At 67.5% G+C, this 17,908-nt stretch carries 8 protein-coding genes; 1 reads left to right on the top strand and 7 read right to left on the bottom strand.

From position 1 onward, the window contains the following. Positions 1-87: 87 nt before the first annotated feature. Complete coding sequence (locus tag E1261_RS19565) at positions 88-894, bottom strand: spermidine synthase (protein ID WP_132408413.1); 807 nt, start codon at positions 892-894, stop codon at positions 88-90. Positions 895-910: 16 nt separating this feature from the next. Next, positions 911-2,041, bottom strand: a complete 1,131-nt coding sequence (locus E1261_RS19560; RefSeq protein WP_132408411.1) for a glycerophosphodiester phosphodiesterase — start codon at positions 2,039-2,041, stop codon at positions 911-913. A 190-nt stretch (positions 2,042-2,231) separates the two neighbouring features. On the opposite strand from E1261_RS19560, the gene E1261_RS19555 reads away from it, so the two are divergent. Next, a complete protein-coding gene (locus tag E1261_RS19555) occupies positions 2,232-3,224 on the top strand; it encodes a malate dehydrogenase (protein WP_132408409.1) in 993 nt (330 codons plus the stop codon). A 229-nt stretch (positions 3,225-3,453) separates the two neighbouring features. Here the strand turns inward: E1261_RS19555 and E1261_RS19550 are convergent, their stop codons facing one another. From E1261_RS19550 to E1261_RS19530, 5 genes are all read right to left on the bottom strand, one after another. Then, positions 3,454-6,729, bottom strand: a complete 3,276-nt coding sequence (locus E1261_RS19550) for a S8 family serine peptidase (protein ID WP_132408407.1) — start codon at positions 6,727-6,729, stop codon at positions 3,454-3,456. 91 nt (positions 6,730-6,820) lie between these two features. Then, positions 6,821-10,135, bottom strand: a complete 3,315-nt coding sequence (locus E1261_RS19545) for a S8 family serine peptidase (RefSeq protein ID WP_238176307.1) — start codon at positions 10,133-10,135, stop codon at positions 6,821-6,823. A gap of 91 nt (positions 10,136-10,226) precedes the next feature. Next, positions 10,227-13,556: a S8 family serine peptidase gene (locus tag E1261_RS19540; protein WP_132408403.1), complete on the bottom strand. Its 3,330-nt coding sequence runs from the start codon at positions 13,554-13,556 to the stop codon at positions 10,227-10,229. Positions 13,557-13,694: 138 nt separating this feature from the next. After that, entirely contained in the window at positions 13,695-17,036 is a 3,342-nt protein-coding gene (locus E1261_RS19535; RefSeq protein WP_132408401.1) for a S8 family peptidase, read from the bottom strand. A 150-nt stretch (positions 17,037-17,186) separates the two neighbouring features. Continuing rightward, complete coding sequence (locus E1261_RS19530) at positions 17,187-17,855, bottom strand: transporter substrate-binding domain-containing protein (protein ID WP_132408399.1); 669 nt, start codon at positions 17,853-17,855, stop codon at positions 17,187-17,189. Between the last annotated feature and the right edge of the window lie 53 nt (positions 17,856-17,908).

The following is a 17,908-nucleotide window of genomic DNA, read 5'->3' as shown; positions in this document are numbered from 1 at the left end:
CCAGACCCCCGTTATGTAGGTGGCGGGCGGACGCCGTCCTCTACATATCACAGTCTGTAGCCTGTCAGCTACGTCCCGTGCGGTTGGTCAGGGACGAAATGTGCCTGGCGGAGCGGCGGGCGGCGTGAATCCGTCACTGTCCGCCAGCACGGTCGCCTTGCCGGCCAACTCGGTCAGCGGAGTCACGTCGTACGGCGGCTGCGCGCGGCGGCCGGTCGCGGTCAGATCGGGAACCTTGTGCGGGGAGGCGATCAGGATGACGTTGCCGAACCCTTTGCCGCGGAGAACCTTGCGCTCGGCAAGCACCACGCCGTCGCCCAACGCGGCTCGCACGGTGGCCGCCGTACGGCGAATGAACGGCAGACCGGCCTGGCCGTCGATCAGGTTGGCGATCAGCAGACCGGTCGGGCGCAGGACGCGGGCGCATTCGGCGAAGAATTCGGTGGTGACCAGACTCGCCGGCACCGCCTCACGCTCGAACGCATCCAGGATCAGGACGTCCATCGAATCGTCGTACAGCTCGGTGATGCCGGCCCGGCCGGTAGCCCCGCGCACCTTGATCCCGGAGCGCTTCGGCAGCGGCAGGGCCTCCCGGACGAACTCGGTCAGATCCTCGTCGGGCTCGAGCACGATCTGCCGGGACCGCGGCCGGGTGGTCGCGACGTACCGCGGCAGGCTGAGCGCGGCACCCCCGATATGCGTGACCGCGATCGGCTGCCGGCGGGCCGTCGTGACATCGAGCACGTCGGCGATCCGGCGCATGTACTCGAACGACAGGTGGGTGGGATCCGCGAGATCGACCTGCGACTGCAGCGACCCGTCGACCCGCAGCACGAACGTGCCGTCCGGCGCTGCCTCGACCGTCGCTGTGCCCGAGCCGACTTTGCGTTCCACCCACCTATCTTGTCAGTTACTTCGTTTCCTTCTCCTGGGCCACCGCTACGTCGGTGTTGTCGGTGAAGAGACCGTCGATCCCGAGCGCCCGGTACGCCGCGATCTCGGCGAACAGGTTGCCGGAGTTCGCCGCGACCGCGTCGCTGTCGAATTCGTTCGGCAGGAAGTTGTTCTCGACCCGGAAGGTGTACGGGTGCACGACCAGGCCGGCCCGGTGCGCGTCGGCGACCAGCGTGGTCGGCTTGCCCTGCTTGCCGTCGGCCGTGAACGGGATGATCTGCGCCTTGTACGGACCGAGGCCGGACGCGTACTTGGCCACGTCCTTCAGGCCCTTCGGGCTGGTGATGTCGGCGTACGTGCGCTTGTCACCCGCGACCGTGAAGTCGTACGGCTGGCCCTCGGCGTCGGTCAGCTGGACCAGCGGGACCCGGAGCTGCTTGTGCAGAGCGATCAGGTTCGAGACCTCGAAGGACTGCACGAACACTGCTGCGTTCGGGCGGTTCAGGCCGTTGCGGTTCAGCGTCTTGACCAGCTCGGGCTCGAGCGCGAGACCCTGCTGCTGGAAGTACGTCGGGTGCTTGGTCTCGGGGTAGATGCCGACCGTGCGGCCGAGCTCCTTGGACAGCCGCTTGCTCAGGTCGATGACCTCCTGCAAGGTCGGGACCTGGTAGCGGCCGTTGAAGACGGTGTTGTGCTGCCGGAGCGCCGGGATGCGCTCGACCGCACGCAGCGTCTTCAGCTCCTTGAGGGTGAAGTCCTCGGCGAACCAGCCGGTCAGCGGGGTCCCGTCGAGCACCTTGGTCTTCTTCCGGTTCGCGAACTCCGGGTGCTTCGCGACATCCGTCGTACCGCCGATCTCCGGCTCGTGCCGGGCGACCAGGACCCGGTCCTTGGTCGTGACCAGGTCGGGCTCGATGTAGTCGGCGCCCATCCGGGCGGCCAGCTCGTACGCCGCCAGGGTGTGCTCGGGCCGGTACCCGGAGGCACCGCGGTGGCCGACGATGACGAAGTCGTCGCGGTGCTGGTACGCCGAACCGGCGACCTGAGCCTGGTCGCCGTTCGCTTGAGTCTGCTGGACGGCCTGCGGGACCAGCAGGGTCGCGCCGACCGCGAGGGCCGAGACGGCGACAGGGACGAACCGCTTCATGGACTAACTCCTTACAAGTCAGGGACTGGGAGAACCCTCGGGGACGGCGGCAGCCGTCCGCAAGACGTCAGATGTCCAACCGGTGAACGAACTCGTGAGGATGTGAGCAAGTCGGAGGCTACCCAGGGTTGGGCCCGCCTGCGGATGTTGCTAGCGTCCGAAGCACCAGAATGTACAGATTGGAGCTGTCGTGAGCATTACACCGGTAAAGGTGGCCGTCACCGGAGCCGCCGGGAACATCGGCTACAGCCTGCTGTTCCGGATCGCGAGCGGTGCCCTGCTCGGCCCGGACACCCCGGTGGAGCTGCGGCTGCTCGAGATCACCCCGGCGCTGAAGGCGGTCGAGGGTGTCGTCATGGAGCTCGAGGACTCCGCCTTCCCGACGCTGGCCGGGGTCGAGATCGGCGACGACCCGAACGTCATCTTCGACGGCGCCAACGTCGCGCTGCTGGTCGGCGCCCGGCCGCGGACCAAGGGGATGGAGCGCGGTGACCTGCTCGAGGCCAACGGTGCGATCTTCACCGGCCAGGGCAAGGCGCTGAACGACCACGCCGCCGACGACATCCGGATCACCGTCACCGGCAACCCGGCCAACACCAACGCGCTGATCGCCCGCAGCAACGCGCCGGACATCCCCGCCGAGCGCTTCTCCGCGCTGACCCGGCTGGACCACAACCGCGCGCTCGCGCAACTGGCCCGCAAGGCCGGCGTGCACGTCACCGAGCTGAAGAAGCTGACCATCTGGGGCAACCACTCGGCCACCCAGTACCCGGACATCTTCCACGCCGAGGTCGCCGGCAAGAACACCGCCGACTTCACCGGTGACACCGACTGGCTCGAGAACGACTTCATCCCGACCGTCCAGAAGCGCGGCGCCGCCATCATCGAGGCCCGCGGCGCCTCCTCGGCCGCCTCCGCCGCGGCCGCCACCATCGACCACACCCGCGACTGGCTCCGCGGCTCCGCCGACGGCGACTGGCTCTCGATGGCCGTCGTCTCCGACGGCTCCTACGGCGTCCCCGAAGGCCTCATCTCCTCCTTCCCCGTCACCACCAAGGACGGCAACTGGGAGATCGTCCAGGGCCTCGACATCAACGACTTCTCCCGGGCCCGCATCGACGCCTCCACCGCCGAACTGGCCGAAGAACGAGACGCAGTACAAGCCCTCAACCTCCTCGGCTGACAAGGCCCCCGCCTCCGGCGGCGACAGTTCCTCCCCCGAACGGACACCGCCTCCGCCGCGGCGCTCGTCCAACGAGTGTGGAGATTCACGGAGTCGTACTGCCACGGAGCGGCAGCCATCTTCCGTGAATCCTCGCCCGACTCCGGCGCGCCGCCGCGCAGGCGGAGGGGCGGATGGGACTGCCGCCGCCGAAGGGGTGTCCGGCGGCGGCAGTCGGGGGGTGCTTGGATCAGGCGATGCGGTAGGCGTCGATGACCGTTTGGGTGGTGCTGTTCCCGGCGCGGTCCACAACCGTGGCCCGCAACGAGATGCCTGCGCCGGCCGGGGTCGGGAAGACGGCGGTGAAGCCCTTCCCTGACCGGACGACGCGCGCCGCGACCCACGTCGTACCGGCGTCGCCGGAGACCTCGACCTTCAGTGACTTGACCTGGGTCGTCCCGTCGACGAACACCGGCAGCCTTGTCACCTTGGTGCGGGGTGTGACGTTGTGGCCGTCGACCTTCGGCTGGAAGCGGGCGGTGGCAATCGGCAGGCTGCCCCACTCCGTGGTTGTCGCTGAGGTGAAGGTCGCGGTCAGGTCGACCCTGGTCGCGAACCCGGAGACCGACTGCGTGCCGGTGGTGACGAACTTGTACGTCGACTTCGCGGCCGGTACTCCCTCAGCTGCGGCGTACCCGAAGCGGTTCGAGGTACCGATCTGCTCACCGTTGAGGGTGAGGGTGCTGCTCGCCGAGTCGGTCTCGATGAAGCCGGTCGCGCCACTGCTGTCGCCGTAGTTCCCGATGCCGACCGACAGGTTGTTCTGGTACCGGGAGACGCCGCCCTTCGGACCGAAGGCCGCTGCGTTCAGCTGCTCGCGGTAGGTGCGGCCGGCCTGGTAGCTCTTCAGCTGACTGTTGAGCTCCCACCTGGGCTGGGCGAACGGATCACTCTCCGACGCCGCTTCCTCGACGCTCGTCCTCCACTCGGCCTTCGCGTCGAGGTAGTAGCGGATCGGCCGGGGCGTATCGAGGTAGACGGCTCGCGCGCCGGACCAGCTGACGCCTTCCAGGGTCGGGAAGCTGAACGCGATCGCCCGCCGATCCGTCGTCGCGTTCACCTGGGTGTCGACCACCGCAAGGTCCTTCAGCTGCACGGTCCGGTTGAATCCGGTGACGAACTCGCCCGGCTGCCGGGTCGCCAGCGCGTAGAGGTACGGCGTGTTGAAGAAGAATCCTTCCGGACCCCGAACACCCCATTGCGACGACACATGCCCGACCATCTCGGCCTCCGACAGCCTGGGGCCGGCGCTGTGCGTGAACATCTCGCCATTGCCGAAGCCGCTCATCTCCAAGCCGTACTCCGCGTTCGAGCCCGGCTTCGTCCGGTCGTAGCCGATGGCGGAGGTGGCCTGCTCGGCACCGGCAGTCGGGACGGTCGTCTCGACCGGCTTGGCCAGGCGGGCGTCGAGCACGACCGTGCGGTCGGCGTCGACCTGCACCTGCGGTGCAACCAACTGGAAGAAGATCCAGTCCTCCTCGCCCCGCTCGAACTCCTGGAACTGGCCGACCAGGTACTCACCCGGCGGAAGCTTGGCCTTGACCAAGCCGTTGGCGTCGGGGTCGTACGACAGCAGGTCGCCCTTGTTCACGTCATAAACCGAGACCGGGTAGTCAGACGGCTTCCCATCGCGAGCCAGCGTCTGCACGGTCAGGGTGTGCGACTGGATCTCCTTGTCGACACCAACCGGTACGACGACCGTCTGGCCACCGCCCGTGGCCGTGATCCGACCGGAGTACAGGCCGTCCGGCCCACTGTGGTTCGTCTTCGAAGTCGCTTGCACAGCAGCGGTTCCGCCAGCCGGGACCGTCACAGTGTTGGCACTCAGAACCAGCGCATCCGCCGGAGCATCAGCACCCGTGCCGTCCTTGTACGTCGTCGCCAGGTTCAGCGTGATTGCCTGATCACCAAGGTTCCGGTAGGTCAGCGTCTTCACGACCGGCTCGTCGTCGGTATGCGGGAACGTCGCCAGACCGAAGGACACACTGCCCTCCGACGCGACCACGCTCTGCTTGATCGCCGCAGCAACGTCGATCCGCCCGGCACCCTGCTGGAACGCGGTCTGATCGGCGGCCGCCTTGGCCGAACCCATCAGCGTGCTCTTCAGCTCACCCGCCTTCCACGACGGGTGCTCCTGCGCGAGCAGGGCCGCGGCACCAGCGGTGTGCGGGGTCGCCATCGACGTACCGTTGAGGTTCAGGTACTGGTCGCCGACCGGCTCGCCGATACTCGAGTTCTTCGCCTTGGCCGCAACGATGTCGACACCGGGCGCAGTCACGTCGGGCTTCACCGCGCTGTCGCCGACCCGCGGGCCGACGCTGGAGAAGTAGGCCAGGCCGTCCTGCTTGTCGACCGCGCCCACGGTCAGTGCAGCTTCGGCGCTGCCGGGCGATGCGACACTGCCCGGACCATTGAGACCACTGTTGCCGGCAGCAACGACAAAGAGGGTGCCGGTCTCCGCGGTCAGCCGGTTCACGGCCTCCTCGATCGGGTCGATCTCCGGAGTATCCGTACCGCCGATGCTGAAGTTGACGACCTTGGCCTTGACCTCCTTCGCCGCCCACTCCATCCCGGCCAGCATGTCGGACTCGTAGCAGCCGTCCTCGATGCAGATCTTGCCGTCATAGATCTTCGCGTCCGGCGCGACACCCTTGTACTTCCCGCCCGACGCAGCACCCGTCCCGGCAATCGTCGAGGCGACATGCGTCCCATGACCGATGACATCCTCGGCCGATTCAGTGGTGAAGTTCTTCGCCCCCGCAACCTGCGTCGCCAGGTCCGGGTGAGTCGCATCAACCCCGGTGTCCAGTACGGCGACCGTCACGCCCTTACCGGTATACCCAGCAGCCCACGCGGCCGGTCCACCGATCTGCGGCACCGACTGGTCCAGCACCACCTTGCGCTTGCCGTCCAGCCACAGCTTGGCGAACCCACCGGCGGATCGAGCCGCCGGCTTCCCCAGGAAGGTGGCTGCCTTCGACTTGTCCACATCCAGGGCCGCGCCCTTGATCGACGGCAACTGCCGCGTCACCTTCGCCCCGACGGGCGTGCTCCGCTTCGCCTTGCCGTCGTACGTCGCCAGCACCGGAATCACCTTCGACGACGCATCGTCGTACCCGGCCTTGATCAGCCCGGTCACGTCGAACAGCCGCCGGTCCAGACGCCCCTCGCCAACCGCCTTGATGGCGTCGGCCGGGATCACATACGAGTGGTCCTTGGTCCGCTGCGTCTGGAACGGGATGCCCTCGCGGCCCGGCCCGGCCGTGATGGTCTGCTTGGCCGGATCACCACCGTGCAACACAACCCGGTCACCGGTGATCAGCGTGACCTGCACATCTTTTCCACCAAACGCCGTCGGCGCAGCGGGCCGCGGCGCTGCCACTGCCTGCGCGCTCAAACCGGTCAACACAAGACCCGCGACAGCCAGTACGGCGATCGCGGGTCTCGTTCTCGAACTCCGAGTCACGACGGGTCCTCCCCAGGTTTCGGATAGGTCTCTGCGCCACTGGAACGCAAAACCCCCTCCGCGGGGTTGCACCCACCGAACTATTCGATCCTCATCGAATCCGGTACGCGTCGACGGTCGTGAGGTCGGTGGTGTTGCCGTCGACGTCGACCACGTGCGTCCGCAGGGAGATCGAGTTGGTGTTCTTCGGGGTCGGGTAGACCGCCTGGTACCGGCCGGTGCCGGTCTTGGTGACGACTGCGGATTGCCAGGTCTTGCCGCCGTCACCGGACACCTTGAGGCTGACCTCCTTGACGCCGGGAAGCGACGGGCGGACGCCGTCGATCGGGTCCAGCTGCGAGCCGAGGTGGATGGGAAGGACGGTTACGGGTCTGCGCTCGGCCAGGAAGTCGTCGCCCAGGGCCGGGCGGTAGCGGATGCTGATGAACGGCAGCGCCGTGGTCTTGGTCACCGCAGCCGATGCGAACGTCCAGGTGAGGTCGGTCCGGGTGCTCACCGGAGAGTACGACGGCCGAGTCATCGATGTCTGCAGGGTGTACTTCGCCTTCCCTGCCGGCAGATTCTCGGCCTGGACGGAACCGAATCGGTCGGCTTCGGCGATCACCTCGCCATCCAGCAACAGCTTGCTCCAGGCCGTGTCCGTCGCATCGGCCCGGCCGTCGTTACCCTCGCCGTCCAGCAGCGTCCGCAGGTAGATGCTCAGGCCGTCCGGACTCCGCTCCGTCGTGTGCGCGGTCACGGTGTGGACCGGCGCGAGGTAGCGCTCGTGATACGTCTGTCCGGCCTGGTACCGAGCGTCCACGCGGCGGGCGAAACTGATGGTCTCGTTCTGCGCGCCGAGTTCCGCATAGACCGAGTACCAGCGCGCCGCACCGCTGTCGGCCAGGAGCTTCGTCGGCATCGGCCGGTCGTACTTCAGCTCGACCAAGCCGAACGCGGTGATGTCCGCCAGCCCGCCGATGATCTCGCGTCCGATCCTGCGCTCGCTCGGGGAGAAGACCTGCTGGTGGACGACGGCGAGTTCCTTCGGCTGCACGTCCCGGACGAACCCGGTCGGGTACTGACCATGGAAGCCGTTCGCCTGACCGTAGACGTACGGCGAGTTGTCGAAGGTGCCGTTCGTGGTCGGCTTCGCCCAAAGGGATCCGAGGAACGCTTTCAGCTTCCGCTCCGGCGCCACCGGCGGGCCGATCTGCGCCGAGTACCGGTTGTCGAAGTCGTAGAACTTGGACTGCCAACCTTCCGGGTAACCGTCGGGAGCCATCAGGTTGAATCCGAAGTAGGCCTCCCGCACCTCGGCACCTTCCTCGGGCACCGTGATCCGTAAGGGCTTGGCGAGGCGCGTATCCAGCACGACCGATACCTCTCCGGCAAGCGCGATCTCCGGCTGGACCAGGTGATAGATCGCCGGCTTGCCCGCCCCGGGAACTCTCAACGTGCTGCCCAGGCTCCAGGTGTCCTTCGGCAGCCTCAGGCTGATCACCTTGTCGACGCCGTTCCCGAACCGCGGGGCGTCATAGCCGTTCCAGGCGGAGAGAAGGCCCGTGGGAGCGATCGCGGCGCCGTCGGGGCCGATCGCCGTGATGTTCAGGGTGTAGCGCTCGTCCTCTTTGTCCACACCGGCTGCCGTCGTCACCGATACACCGGGTGCGGTGGCGGTGATCCGACCGGAATAGAAGACGTCGGGCCCGTCGTGCTTGGTGTCCGAGGTCACCTGAACGGCGGCGGTACCACCTGCGGGGACGGTCACGGTGTTCGCGCTCAGAGTGAACGCGCCGCCCGGAGCCGGGTCACCCTCCGGCGTCTTCATCGACGCGGCGAGGTCGAGCTCGACGGGCTTGTCTCCGTAGTTGCGATAAGTCAGGGTTCTGACGACCGGCTTGTCGTCGCTGTGCGGCCATTGCGCGACGCCGAAGGACAGGTTGCCCTCTTCCGCGACGACGGACTGCCCCACCGCCTTGGCGACGTCGATGCGGCCGGCACCTTGTTCGCTGACTGTGTTGTCCGGGCTGGGCTTGGCCGAACCGATCAGTGCGTTCTTCAGCTCAGCGGCCTGCCATGCAGGGTGCTGCTGGGCCAGTAGCGCCGCGGCTCCGGCGGTGTGCGGCGTGGCCATCGACGTACCGGACAGGGTCTGGTACTTGTCGCCGACCGGCTCCTCCGCGACGGCATCCTTCGACCGTGCGGCGACGATCTCACCACCCGGCGCGGTCACATCGGGTTTGACCGCGCTGTCCCCGGCCCGCGGCCCGCGGCTGGAGAAGTCGGCCAGGCTGTCGTCCTTGTTCACCGCGCCGACCGTCAAGGCGTCGTCCGCACTGCCCGGTGAGTTCACCATCTTGTCGCCGGACCAACCTTCGTTGCCGGCGGCAATGACGAAGAGGGTGCCGTGCTGCGCGGTCAGCCGGTTGACGGCTGCCTCGAGTGGGTCGATCCCCGGCTGATCCGGGCCACCGATACTGAGGTTGACGACATCGGCCCCGACCTCGGTGACAGCCCACTCCATGCCGGCCAGGATCATCGAGTCCGGACAGCCGTCGACGCCGCAGACCTTGGCGTCGTACAACTCGGCGTCCGGAGCGACTCCTCGGTACTTGCCGTCCGACGCCGCGCCGGTCCCGGCGATCGTCGAGGCGACGTGCGTGCCGTGACCGATCACGTCGGCGGCCGACTCGCTCGTGAAGTTCTTGCTGCCCACGACCTGCGTCGCGAGATCCGGATGGGTCTTGTCGACGCCGGTGTCGAGCACGGCGACCTTGATGCCCTGACCGGTGTAGCCGGCCTGCCAGGCCGCCGGCGCGCCGATCTGCGGGACCGAGCGGTCGAGCTTCGGTGTGCGCTTGCTGTCCAGCCAGACCTTGTCGATCGCCGGCGCCGAACGCGCCGTACCGAGACCGCGTAGGAAGTCGCCGGCGCGATCCTTCTCGATCTTCCACGCAGCGCCGTTGATCACCGGGAGTTCGCGAACGAGCTGCGCGGCCGGCAACGCGGCCCGCTGCTTGGCCTGGGCCTTGTAGGTGACGATCACCGGGATCGCGCGGGTCGAGGCGTCGTCGTACTTGGCTTCGACCAGTCCGGTGATGTCGAACAGCCGCTGGTCGAGGCGGCCACTGGCCAGCTCGTCCCGGACGTCGGACGGTACGACGTGGACGCGGCCCCGCGTGGTGTACGTGTCGAAGTCGATCGTGCGGCGGCCCGGACCCGGCTCGATCGACGTGGTGCCGTCGAACGACGTCACCCGGTCGCCGGTGACCAGGGTGACGTGCTGAGCCTCTCGCGGTGCGGGCTGTGGCGACGACGGTCCGGCGGCAGTGGCCGGGACAGGGCCGGCCACTGTCAGGCTCAACGCGAGACCCGCGACCGCCAGTACGGCGATCGCGGGTCTTGTTCTCGAACTCTGAGTCACGGCGGGTTCCTCCCCGGGTTCGGATGGGTCTCTGCTGAGAGAGATGCACCGAACCATCCCTGGGGTTGGATCCCGCCCAGCTATTCGATCCTCATCGAATCGGGTAGGCGTTGATCGTGGTCTGCTCGGTCGTGTTGCCGGCCGCGTCGACGGCCTTGGTCCGCAACGACACCGTCTTGGCGTCCTTCGGTGTCGCGAAGACCGCCTTGTACTCGCCCCGGCCGGCACCCGTCACCGACGCCTGCTGCCAGGTCTTCCCGTCGTCCCCGGACACCTCGACCTCCACCGACTTGATCGCCGGCAGCGGCAGGTCCACGCCGAAACTCCGGCCCGCGACGAGGAACACCGGCAGGACGGTGACCGGCGTACGGTCGGCGACATTGTGGAGGTCGACCTTCGGCCGGTAGCCGACGCCCAGCGCAGGGATCGGCGTCTCCTCGGTCGTCACCCCCGAGGAGAACGTCCAGCGCAGATCCGTTCGGGTGCTGAGCCCCGACACCGACGCCCGCGTCTGCGAGGACTCGAAGACGTACTGCACGTTCTCCTTGGGGAGACCGAAGACATTCACATAACCCCACCACGGGCTCTCCCTGATGACTTTGCCATCGCGCAACAGCCTGCTCGACTCGGTGTCCGCGAGTGTGTTGCCACGGTTCCCATCCGCATCCATCAGGTTGTGGGCGAACAGGTGCATCTCGTCGTCGTACCGGAAGGGCCCGCTCGGCGCGGTGCCGAAGGCGGCAGCGTTGAACCGTTCCCGATAGGTCCGGCCCGCCTGGTAGACCCGGTCCGGCGTGTCGATCCAGGTGTACCAGCCCGACGGAAGGCCGGTCGGGTCCTCGCCCGGGTCGCTCGGCTCGATGACGTTGGTACCCCACTTGGCGTGTTCGGCCTCCACCAGGACCGTCGTCGTACTCGGCTGGTCGTAGCGCAGTGCGGTGGACCACGTGACGAAGATCCCCGGAATCCGCGCAGTGACAGCTCGCCAGGTCTGCCGGTTGCTGGTTGCGTTCAGCTGTTGCTTCAGGACAGCGAAGTCCTTCGGTTTGAGGTTGCGGACGAACCCGGTCGGGAACTTGCCGTTCGCGTGGTGTGCCTGGCCATACAGGTACGGCGAATTGTCGAACTGTCCGGCGGAGTTCTTGCGAGCCCATTGGGTCGTGATCATGCTGGTCAGCTCCGCCCCCGGAAGTTCCGGGCCGAGGTGCAGCGAGTAGAAGCTGTCCAGATCCGGCAGTTGCGTGATCGCGGCGAACTCGACGCCCGGCATCAGCCGGACGAAGCCCATCAAGGCGACCGCGAGTGACGCGTCGGCCTTGGGCACAGTGATCTTGATCTGCTTCGCCTGCCGCGCGTCGATCACTACTGTCGTGTCCTTGGTCAGCTCGAGGCTCGGCTGAGCAGTCCAGTAGTTGGAGCTCTTCGGCGGGTTGTCCGGGTCCGGCGCGGTCAGCCGGTTGTCCAGGATCTGCTCACCCTTGTTCAGCCGAAGCTTCACCTCCGACTGCCCCGTGCCGTAGAAGAGCAACTGGTCGTCGGCGACGCTGTAGATCAGGCCGCGCGGTGCGGCCGGTTTGCCGTCCGGGCCGATGCCACGCAGGGTCAGGGTGTAGCGCTCTTTCTCGCGATCGACGCCGATCGCCGTGGTGACGGAGACGCCGTCGGCGGTCGCGGTCACGCGGCCGGAGTAGAACCCGTCCGGGCCGCTGTGCTTGGTGTTCGACGTCGCCTGGACCGAGGCGGTCCCACCGGCCGGCACGGTCACCGTGCTCGCACTCAGGCTCAGCGCGTCCGCCGGAGCCGGGCTGCCGTCCGGTGCTTTGAGTTCCGCGGCCAGGTTCAGCGTGACCGGCTGCTCGCCCAGGTTGCGATAGGTGAGTTCCTTGGTCACCGGCTGGTCGTCGTCATGCGGCCAAGGCGCCGTACCGAACGACAGGTTGCCCGGGTCGCTCACGACGGTCTGCTTGATCGCCGCCGCCACGTCGACGCGGCCCGCACCCTGCTGGAACGCCGTCTGCTCGGCGGCAGGCTTCGCCGACCCCATCAACGTGCTCTTCAGCTCACCCGCCTTCCAGGCCGGGTGCTGCTGCACCAGCAACGCGGCAGCGCCGGCCGCGTGCGGCGTGGCCATCGACGTACCGGACAGGGCGAGGTAGCGGTCCCCCACCGGTACTCCGATGATCGCGTCCTTCGCCTTGGCCGCAACGATGTCTTCGCCCGGAGCCATCAGATCCGGCTTCACCGCGCCGTCACCGACCCGTGGGCCGCGGCTGGAGAATTCGGACAGCCAGTCGTTCCACTTGTCGACCGCTCCGACGGTCAGTGCGGCATCCGCGCTGCCCGGTGACTGGACCGTGCGATCGGTCGGACCTGAATTGCCCGCAGCGATCACGAACAGCGTGCCGGTCTCGGCAGTAAGCCGATTGACGGCCGCCTCCAGCGGGTCGAGCCCCGGAGTGTCTGCGCCGCCCAGGCTGACGTTGACGACCTGGGCCTTGACCTCGGTCGCGGCCCACTCCATCCCGGCCAGGATCGCCGAGTCCGGACATCCGGTCTTCTCACAGACCTTGCCGTCGTACAGCTGCGCGTCCGGCGCCACCCCCTTGTACTTGCCGCTCGATGCGGCACCGGTGCCTGCGATCGTGGAGGCGACGTGCGTGCCGTGACCGACCACATCGCCCGCTGCCTCGGCAGTGAAGTTCTTCGCACCGGCAACCTGCGTGGCGAGGTCGGGATGCGACGCGTCGATACCGGTGTCCAGTACGGCGACCTTGGTGCCCTGACCGGTGTATCCCGCCTGCCAGGCAGCCGGAGCGCCGATCCGGGGTACCGAGACGTCGAGGGACGGTTTCCGCTTGCCGTCCAGCCACACCTTCTCGACACCGGCCGAACGCAATCCCGCCACGAAGTTCCCCGACTTCGGAACAGCCGCCGCAGCACCATTGACGATCGGCAACTGCCGAGTCACCTTCGCTCCTGGAAGGACCGAACGCTTCCGCGCCTTACCGGCGTACGTGACGATCACTGGCGTGCTCTTGCTCGCCTTGTCGTCGTACCCGGCCGCGATCAGCCCGTTGACGTCGAACAGCCGGCTGTCCAACCGGCCGCCCGCAAGTTCGGGCTGGACGTCGGACGGAACGACGTACAGGCGGTTCTTGGCGCGGTAGGTGTTGAAGCTGATGTGACTGCGACCGGGCCCGGCCTGAACGCTCGCCTGCCGGTTTTCACCGTCGCGCAAGGTGACCCGATCGCCGGTGATCAGTGTGACCTGGTGGACCTTCGGTGGCTTCGGCGCCGAGGTCGACGCGGGATTCGGTGAAGTTTGGGTGGGCGCGGCGACCGCCGGCAGGCCGAGCGCCAGGACGGCGATCGAGGCAGCTGCGGCAAAGCCGGCGCGCGTCGATCGGGCGGTGGGTTGCACGATGGGTTCTCCCCTTCGGTTGATCTCTACGCCTGCAAGGACGCGTGAGTCCACCGAACGCTGCAGGGCGCCGCGACCGGTGTGGTCGCGACGCCCTGGCTATTCAGTTATCGAATCAGCACAGCTCAGTTGTCGGAGTTAGCGCAGGGGGTAGGCACCGATCGTGGTCTGGTCGGCGGTGTTGCCCTGGGCATCTACTACGTGGGCCTTCAGGGAGATCGTCTTGGCGCCCTTGGGGGTCGCGAAGATCGCCTTGTAAGCACCCTTGCCGGCCGGTACGACGGAGGCCTTGTGCCAGGTCTTGCCGTCGTCGCCGGAGACCTGGAGCTCGACCTTCTTGACCGCCGGCAAGGCGCTGTCCGGCTGCGCGATCAGGGTGAACGGCAGCACGGTCACCGGCTTGCGGTCCGCGACGTTGTCCTTGTCGACCTTGGGCTGGTAGCCGACTCCGACCAGTGGGATCAGCGTCTCCTTGGCGGTGGCCGCGGAGTCGAAGGTCCAGGTCAGGTCGGTCCGGGTGCTGAACGACGAGTACGTCTGCCGCGTCATCGACGTCTGGAAGGTGAACTTCGCCTTCTCGGCCGGCAGGCCCTCGACGTAGATGTCACCGAAGAACTTGGACTCGGCAACCACCTTGCCGTCACGCGACAGCTTGCTCGACTGGGTGTCCGCCCGGGTACCGCCCTTGTTGCCATCGGCATCGGTCAGGCCGTAGGCCGACACCTGCAGGTCGTTCTCGAGCCGGCCGGCGTAGGCCGGCGACGGGGTGAAGGCAGCAGCGTTGAAGCGCTCCTGGTACTTCTTACCGGCCTGGTACTCGCGGAACGGCGACTGGAGCTGGGTGATGGTGTCCGGGAACGGGTTCTCCGGATCCGTGCTGGGCACGATCTCGCGGATCTCCGTGCTCCAAGCGACCGGCTTGGCGTCGGCGAGCAGCTTCGGCGACGCCGGCTGGTCGTAGTTCAGAATGATCGACCAGCCACCGGCCGAGCTGAAGACGACCCGTTCCACCGTGCGGTCACTGGCCGCGTTGATCTGCTGGGTGACCTCGGCGAGGTCCTTGGCCTGCACGTTCCGGATCAGCCCGGTCGGGAAGCGTCCCGGTGTCCCGTTGCTCTGGGCGTACAGGTACGGCGAGTTGGTGAACCGTCCGTCGCTGCCCGGCTTGGCCCACTGCGAGGCAACATATCCCGACAACTGTGCCGGCGGCAGATCCGGACCGATCTGTGCGGTGTTGACGTTGTCGAAGTCGAACAGCAACGCCGACGACCCCAGCCCGGCCTTACCGTCGGCCGTGAACCGCTCGTAGCCGAGTGAACCGACCGCGAGTTTCGCCTCGGGGTTCGGCACGGTCACCTTGACCGGCTTGGTGAGCCGGGCGTCGAGGTCGATGCTTGCGTCCCCAGTCAGCTTGAGCTCCGGCTGCACGACCTCGTAGAAGGAGTACTTCTCCGGCGTGTTCGGATCTTCCAGGAAGCTGGCGGCCTCCAGGTGGTAGCCACCCTTCGGCAGCCGCAGGCTGAGCTCGTCCTGCTCGGTGCCGTAGAAGTTGAACGAGTGGTCGTCGAGACCAAGGATGACGAGGAACGGCGGGAGCGGCTTGCCGTCCGGACCGGTCGTCTTCACCTTCAGGGTGTAGCTCTCGACCTCCTTGGTGACACCGATCCCGGTGACCACGGAAGCGTCACCGGCGGTTGCGGTGACCCGGCCGGAGTACGCGCCGTCCGGTCCGGTGTGCTTGGTGTTCGAGGTCGCCTGGACCGACGCGGTGCCACCGGCCGGAACCGTGACGGTGTTCGCACTCAACTGCAGCGCGCCCGCCGGAGCCGCCGTACCGGACGGGTCGGTCAGTGTCGCCGCCAGGTTCAGCGTGACGGGCTGGTCGCCCAGGTTGCGGTACGTCAGCGTCTTGGTGACCGGCTCGTCGTCGTTGTGCGGCCAGACCGCAGTCCCGAACGACAGGTTGCCCGGGTCGCTGACGACGGTCTGCTTGATGCCCTTGGCCACGTCGACGCGGCCGGCGCCCTGCTGGAACGTCGACTGACCGGCCGCCGGCTTCGCGGAACCCGTGACCGCCGACTTCAGCTCACCCGCCTTCCAGTTCGGGTGCTGCTGGGCCAGGATCGCGACCGCGCCGACGGTGTGCGGCGTCGCCATCGACGTACCGCTGAGGTTCAGGTACTTGTCGCCGACCGGCGTACCGATGTCGCCGTCCTTCGACCGGGCGGCGACGATGTCGACACCGGGCGCGGTGACGTCCGGCTTGACCGCACCGTCACCGAGGCGCGGGCCGACGCTCGAGAAGTCGGCCAGCTGGTCCTGCTTGTCGACCGCGCCGACCGTCAGCGCGGCCTCCGCGCTGCCCGGCGACAGGACAGTGCCGCCGCTGGGGCCACTGTTGCCTGCGGCAATGACAAAGAGCGTGCCGGTCTGCGCCGTCAGCCGATTGACGGCCTCCTCCATCACGTCGATCTCCGGGGTGTCGCCACCGCCGAGGCTGATGTTGACGACCGACGCCTTGACCTCGTTCGCCGCCCACTCCATCCCGGCCACGATGGTGGACTCGCTGCACTCCTGGACGCCACAAACCTTGCCGTCATAGAGCTTCGCGTCCGGTGCGACACCCTTGTACTTGCCGCCCGAGGCCGCGCCGGTGCCCGCGATCGTCGAGGCCACGTGGGTCCCGTGACCGACGAAGTCGCCGTCCGGCTCCTCGGAGAGGAAGTTCTTCCCGCCCGCGACCTGGGTCGCCAGGTCAGGATGCGTCGCGTCGATCCCGGAGTCGAGCACCGCGACCTTGATGCCCTTACCGGTGTAGCCGGCCTTCCAGGCTTCCGGCGCCCCGATCTGCGGCACGGACTTGTCGAGCAGGAGCTCGCGCTTGCCGTCCAGCCAGATCTTCTCGATCGCGGTCGCCGAGCGAGCGTTACCGGCATCAGCCAGGAAAGCGGCAGCCTTGCCCTTGTCGACCTTCAGCGCCGCGCCGTTGACGACCGGCAGCTGGCGGGTCACCGTCGCCCCCGGTACGGCGGCTCGTGTCTTCGCGTTGCCTGCATAAGTGACGATCACGGGGATCGACTTGGACGACTTGTCGTCGTACTTCGCTTTGATCAGACCCGTCACGTCGAACAGCCGCCGGTCCAGCCGGCCGCTCGCCAGCTGCTGCCGAACGTCGGACGGTACGACGTACAGGTGTCCCTTCACCCGGTAGCTGCCGAAGGCGATGTTGTGGCGGCCGGCGCCGGGCTCGACGGTCGCCTTGCCGTCGCCGTGGACGGTGACGCGGTCACCGGTCACCAGGGTGACCTTGACGGGCTCGGCCTTCTTGGCCTGGGCCTTGGCTGCTAGCGGGCTCGGAGCGGATTGCTGTGCGGATTGCTGTGCGGAAGCCTGGGCGATGCCTGACAGGCCGATTCCCAGGGCTGCGATCGAGGCGACGGCGGCAACGCCGATACGCCTCGATCGTGGTGTCGATGCCACGATTGAGTCCCTCCCATTTCGGTTGTCCTCACATGACTCCCCGACCCACCTCACAGTGCGGAATCAGGAAGCCACTCACCGTTAGATGTCCACACCCTGCCAAACGGTTGCACGAACCCCCTGCCGTGGCAGGAACCTGCAATCAGTAGTTCAAGACTCACCCAGTGTGATGTTCACGCTCACGAACTCCTGGACGAGGGCGTTCAGGTAGGCAACCGTCTCGGGGTGGCGCGCTTTGGTCGTGCCGACGGCTTGCTGGATCTGCATGAACGGTTGCTCGATCAGGCGGTACTCCGGATGGTCCGCCACCCACTGCGTGACCGGCTGCCGGATCCCGGCCCCGACCTCCAACCCCTCGGCCCGAAAGACCTCGACGCCCTCGTCACCACGGACGATCGTCGCCTCCTGCAGCGTCCGGGTCAGATAGAGGTCGTACGCCGACCCCTCCTTCACCCCGACCCGGATCCCCGTCGCGTCGACATCCGCGACCGCCTTCAGCCCCGAGTCCTGCGGTACGACGAAGACGCCCTCGATCGCCAGGTACGGCGCAGTGAACGCCACCTGCCCGGCGCGCGCCGGATCGATCGCGAGGAAGCAGATATCGGCCTGCCCGGTCGTCATCGCTTCGAACGACTTGCGGGCCGCGTCGAAACAGATCAGCTCGAGCTGCACGTCGAGCCGGCGCGCGATCTCGCGCGCGATGTCGACCGTCACACCCCGCGGCTCAGCAGGAGTCCCCTGCGCCAGAACCGGGTTCCCCAGGTTGATCGACGCCCGCAGTACGCCGGTCGGTGCCAGATCATCACGCACATTCGTCATACCAGCGACCCTAGCGACGCACCACCCCCGCCCCCGCCGACTGCATGATCCCG

Source organism: Kribbella albertanoniae (assembly GCF_004348455.1).
GTDB classification, from domain to species: domain Bacteria; phylum Actinomycetota; class Actinomycetes; order Propionibacteriales; family Kribbellaceae; genus Kribbella; species Kribbella albertanoniae.
The sequence above is the reverse complement of the archived record's forward strand: the minus strand, read 5'-3'. Positions and strand labels throughout refer to the sequence as shown.

What these genes read in the sequence shown, in the direction of transcription:
- E1261_RS19560 (WP_132408411.1), bottom strand. Translation starts at nt 2,041, where the DNA reads ATGAAGCGGTTCGTCCCTGTCGCCGTCTCGGCCCTCGCGGTCGGCGCG.
- E1261_RS19530 (WP_132408399.1), bottom strand. Translation starts at nt 17,855, where the DNA reads ATGACGAATGTGCGTGATGATCTGGCACCGACCGGCGTACTGCGGGCG.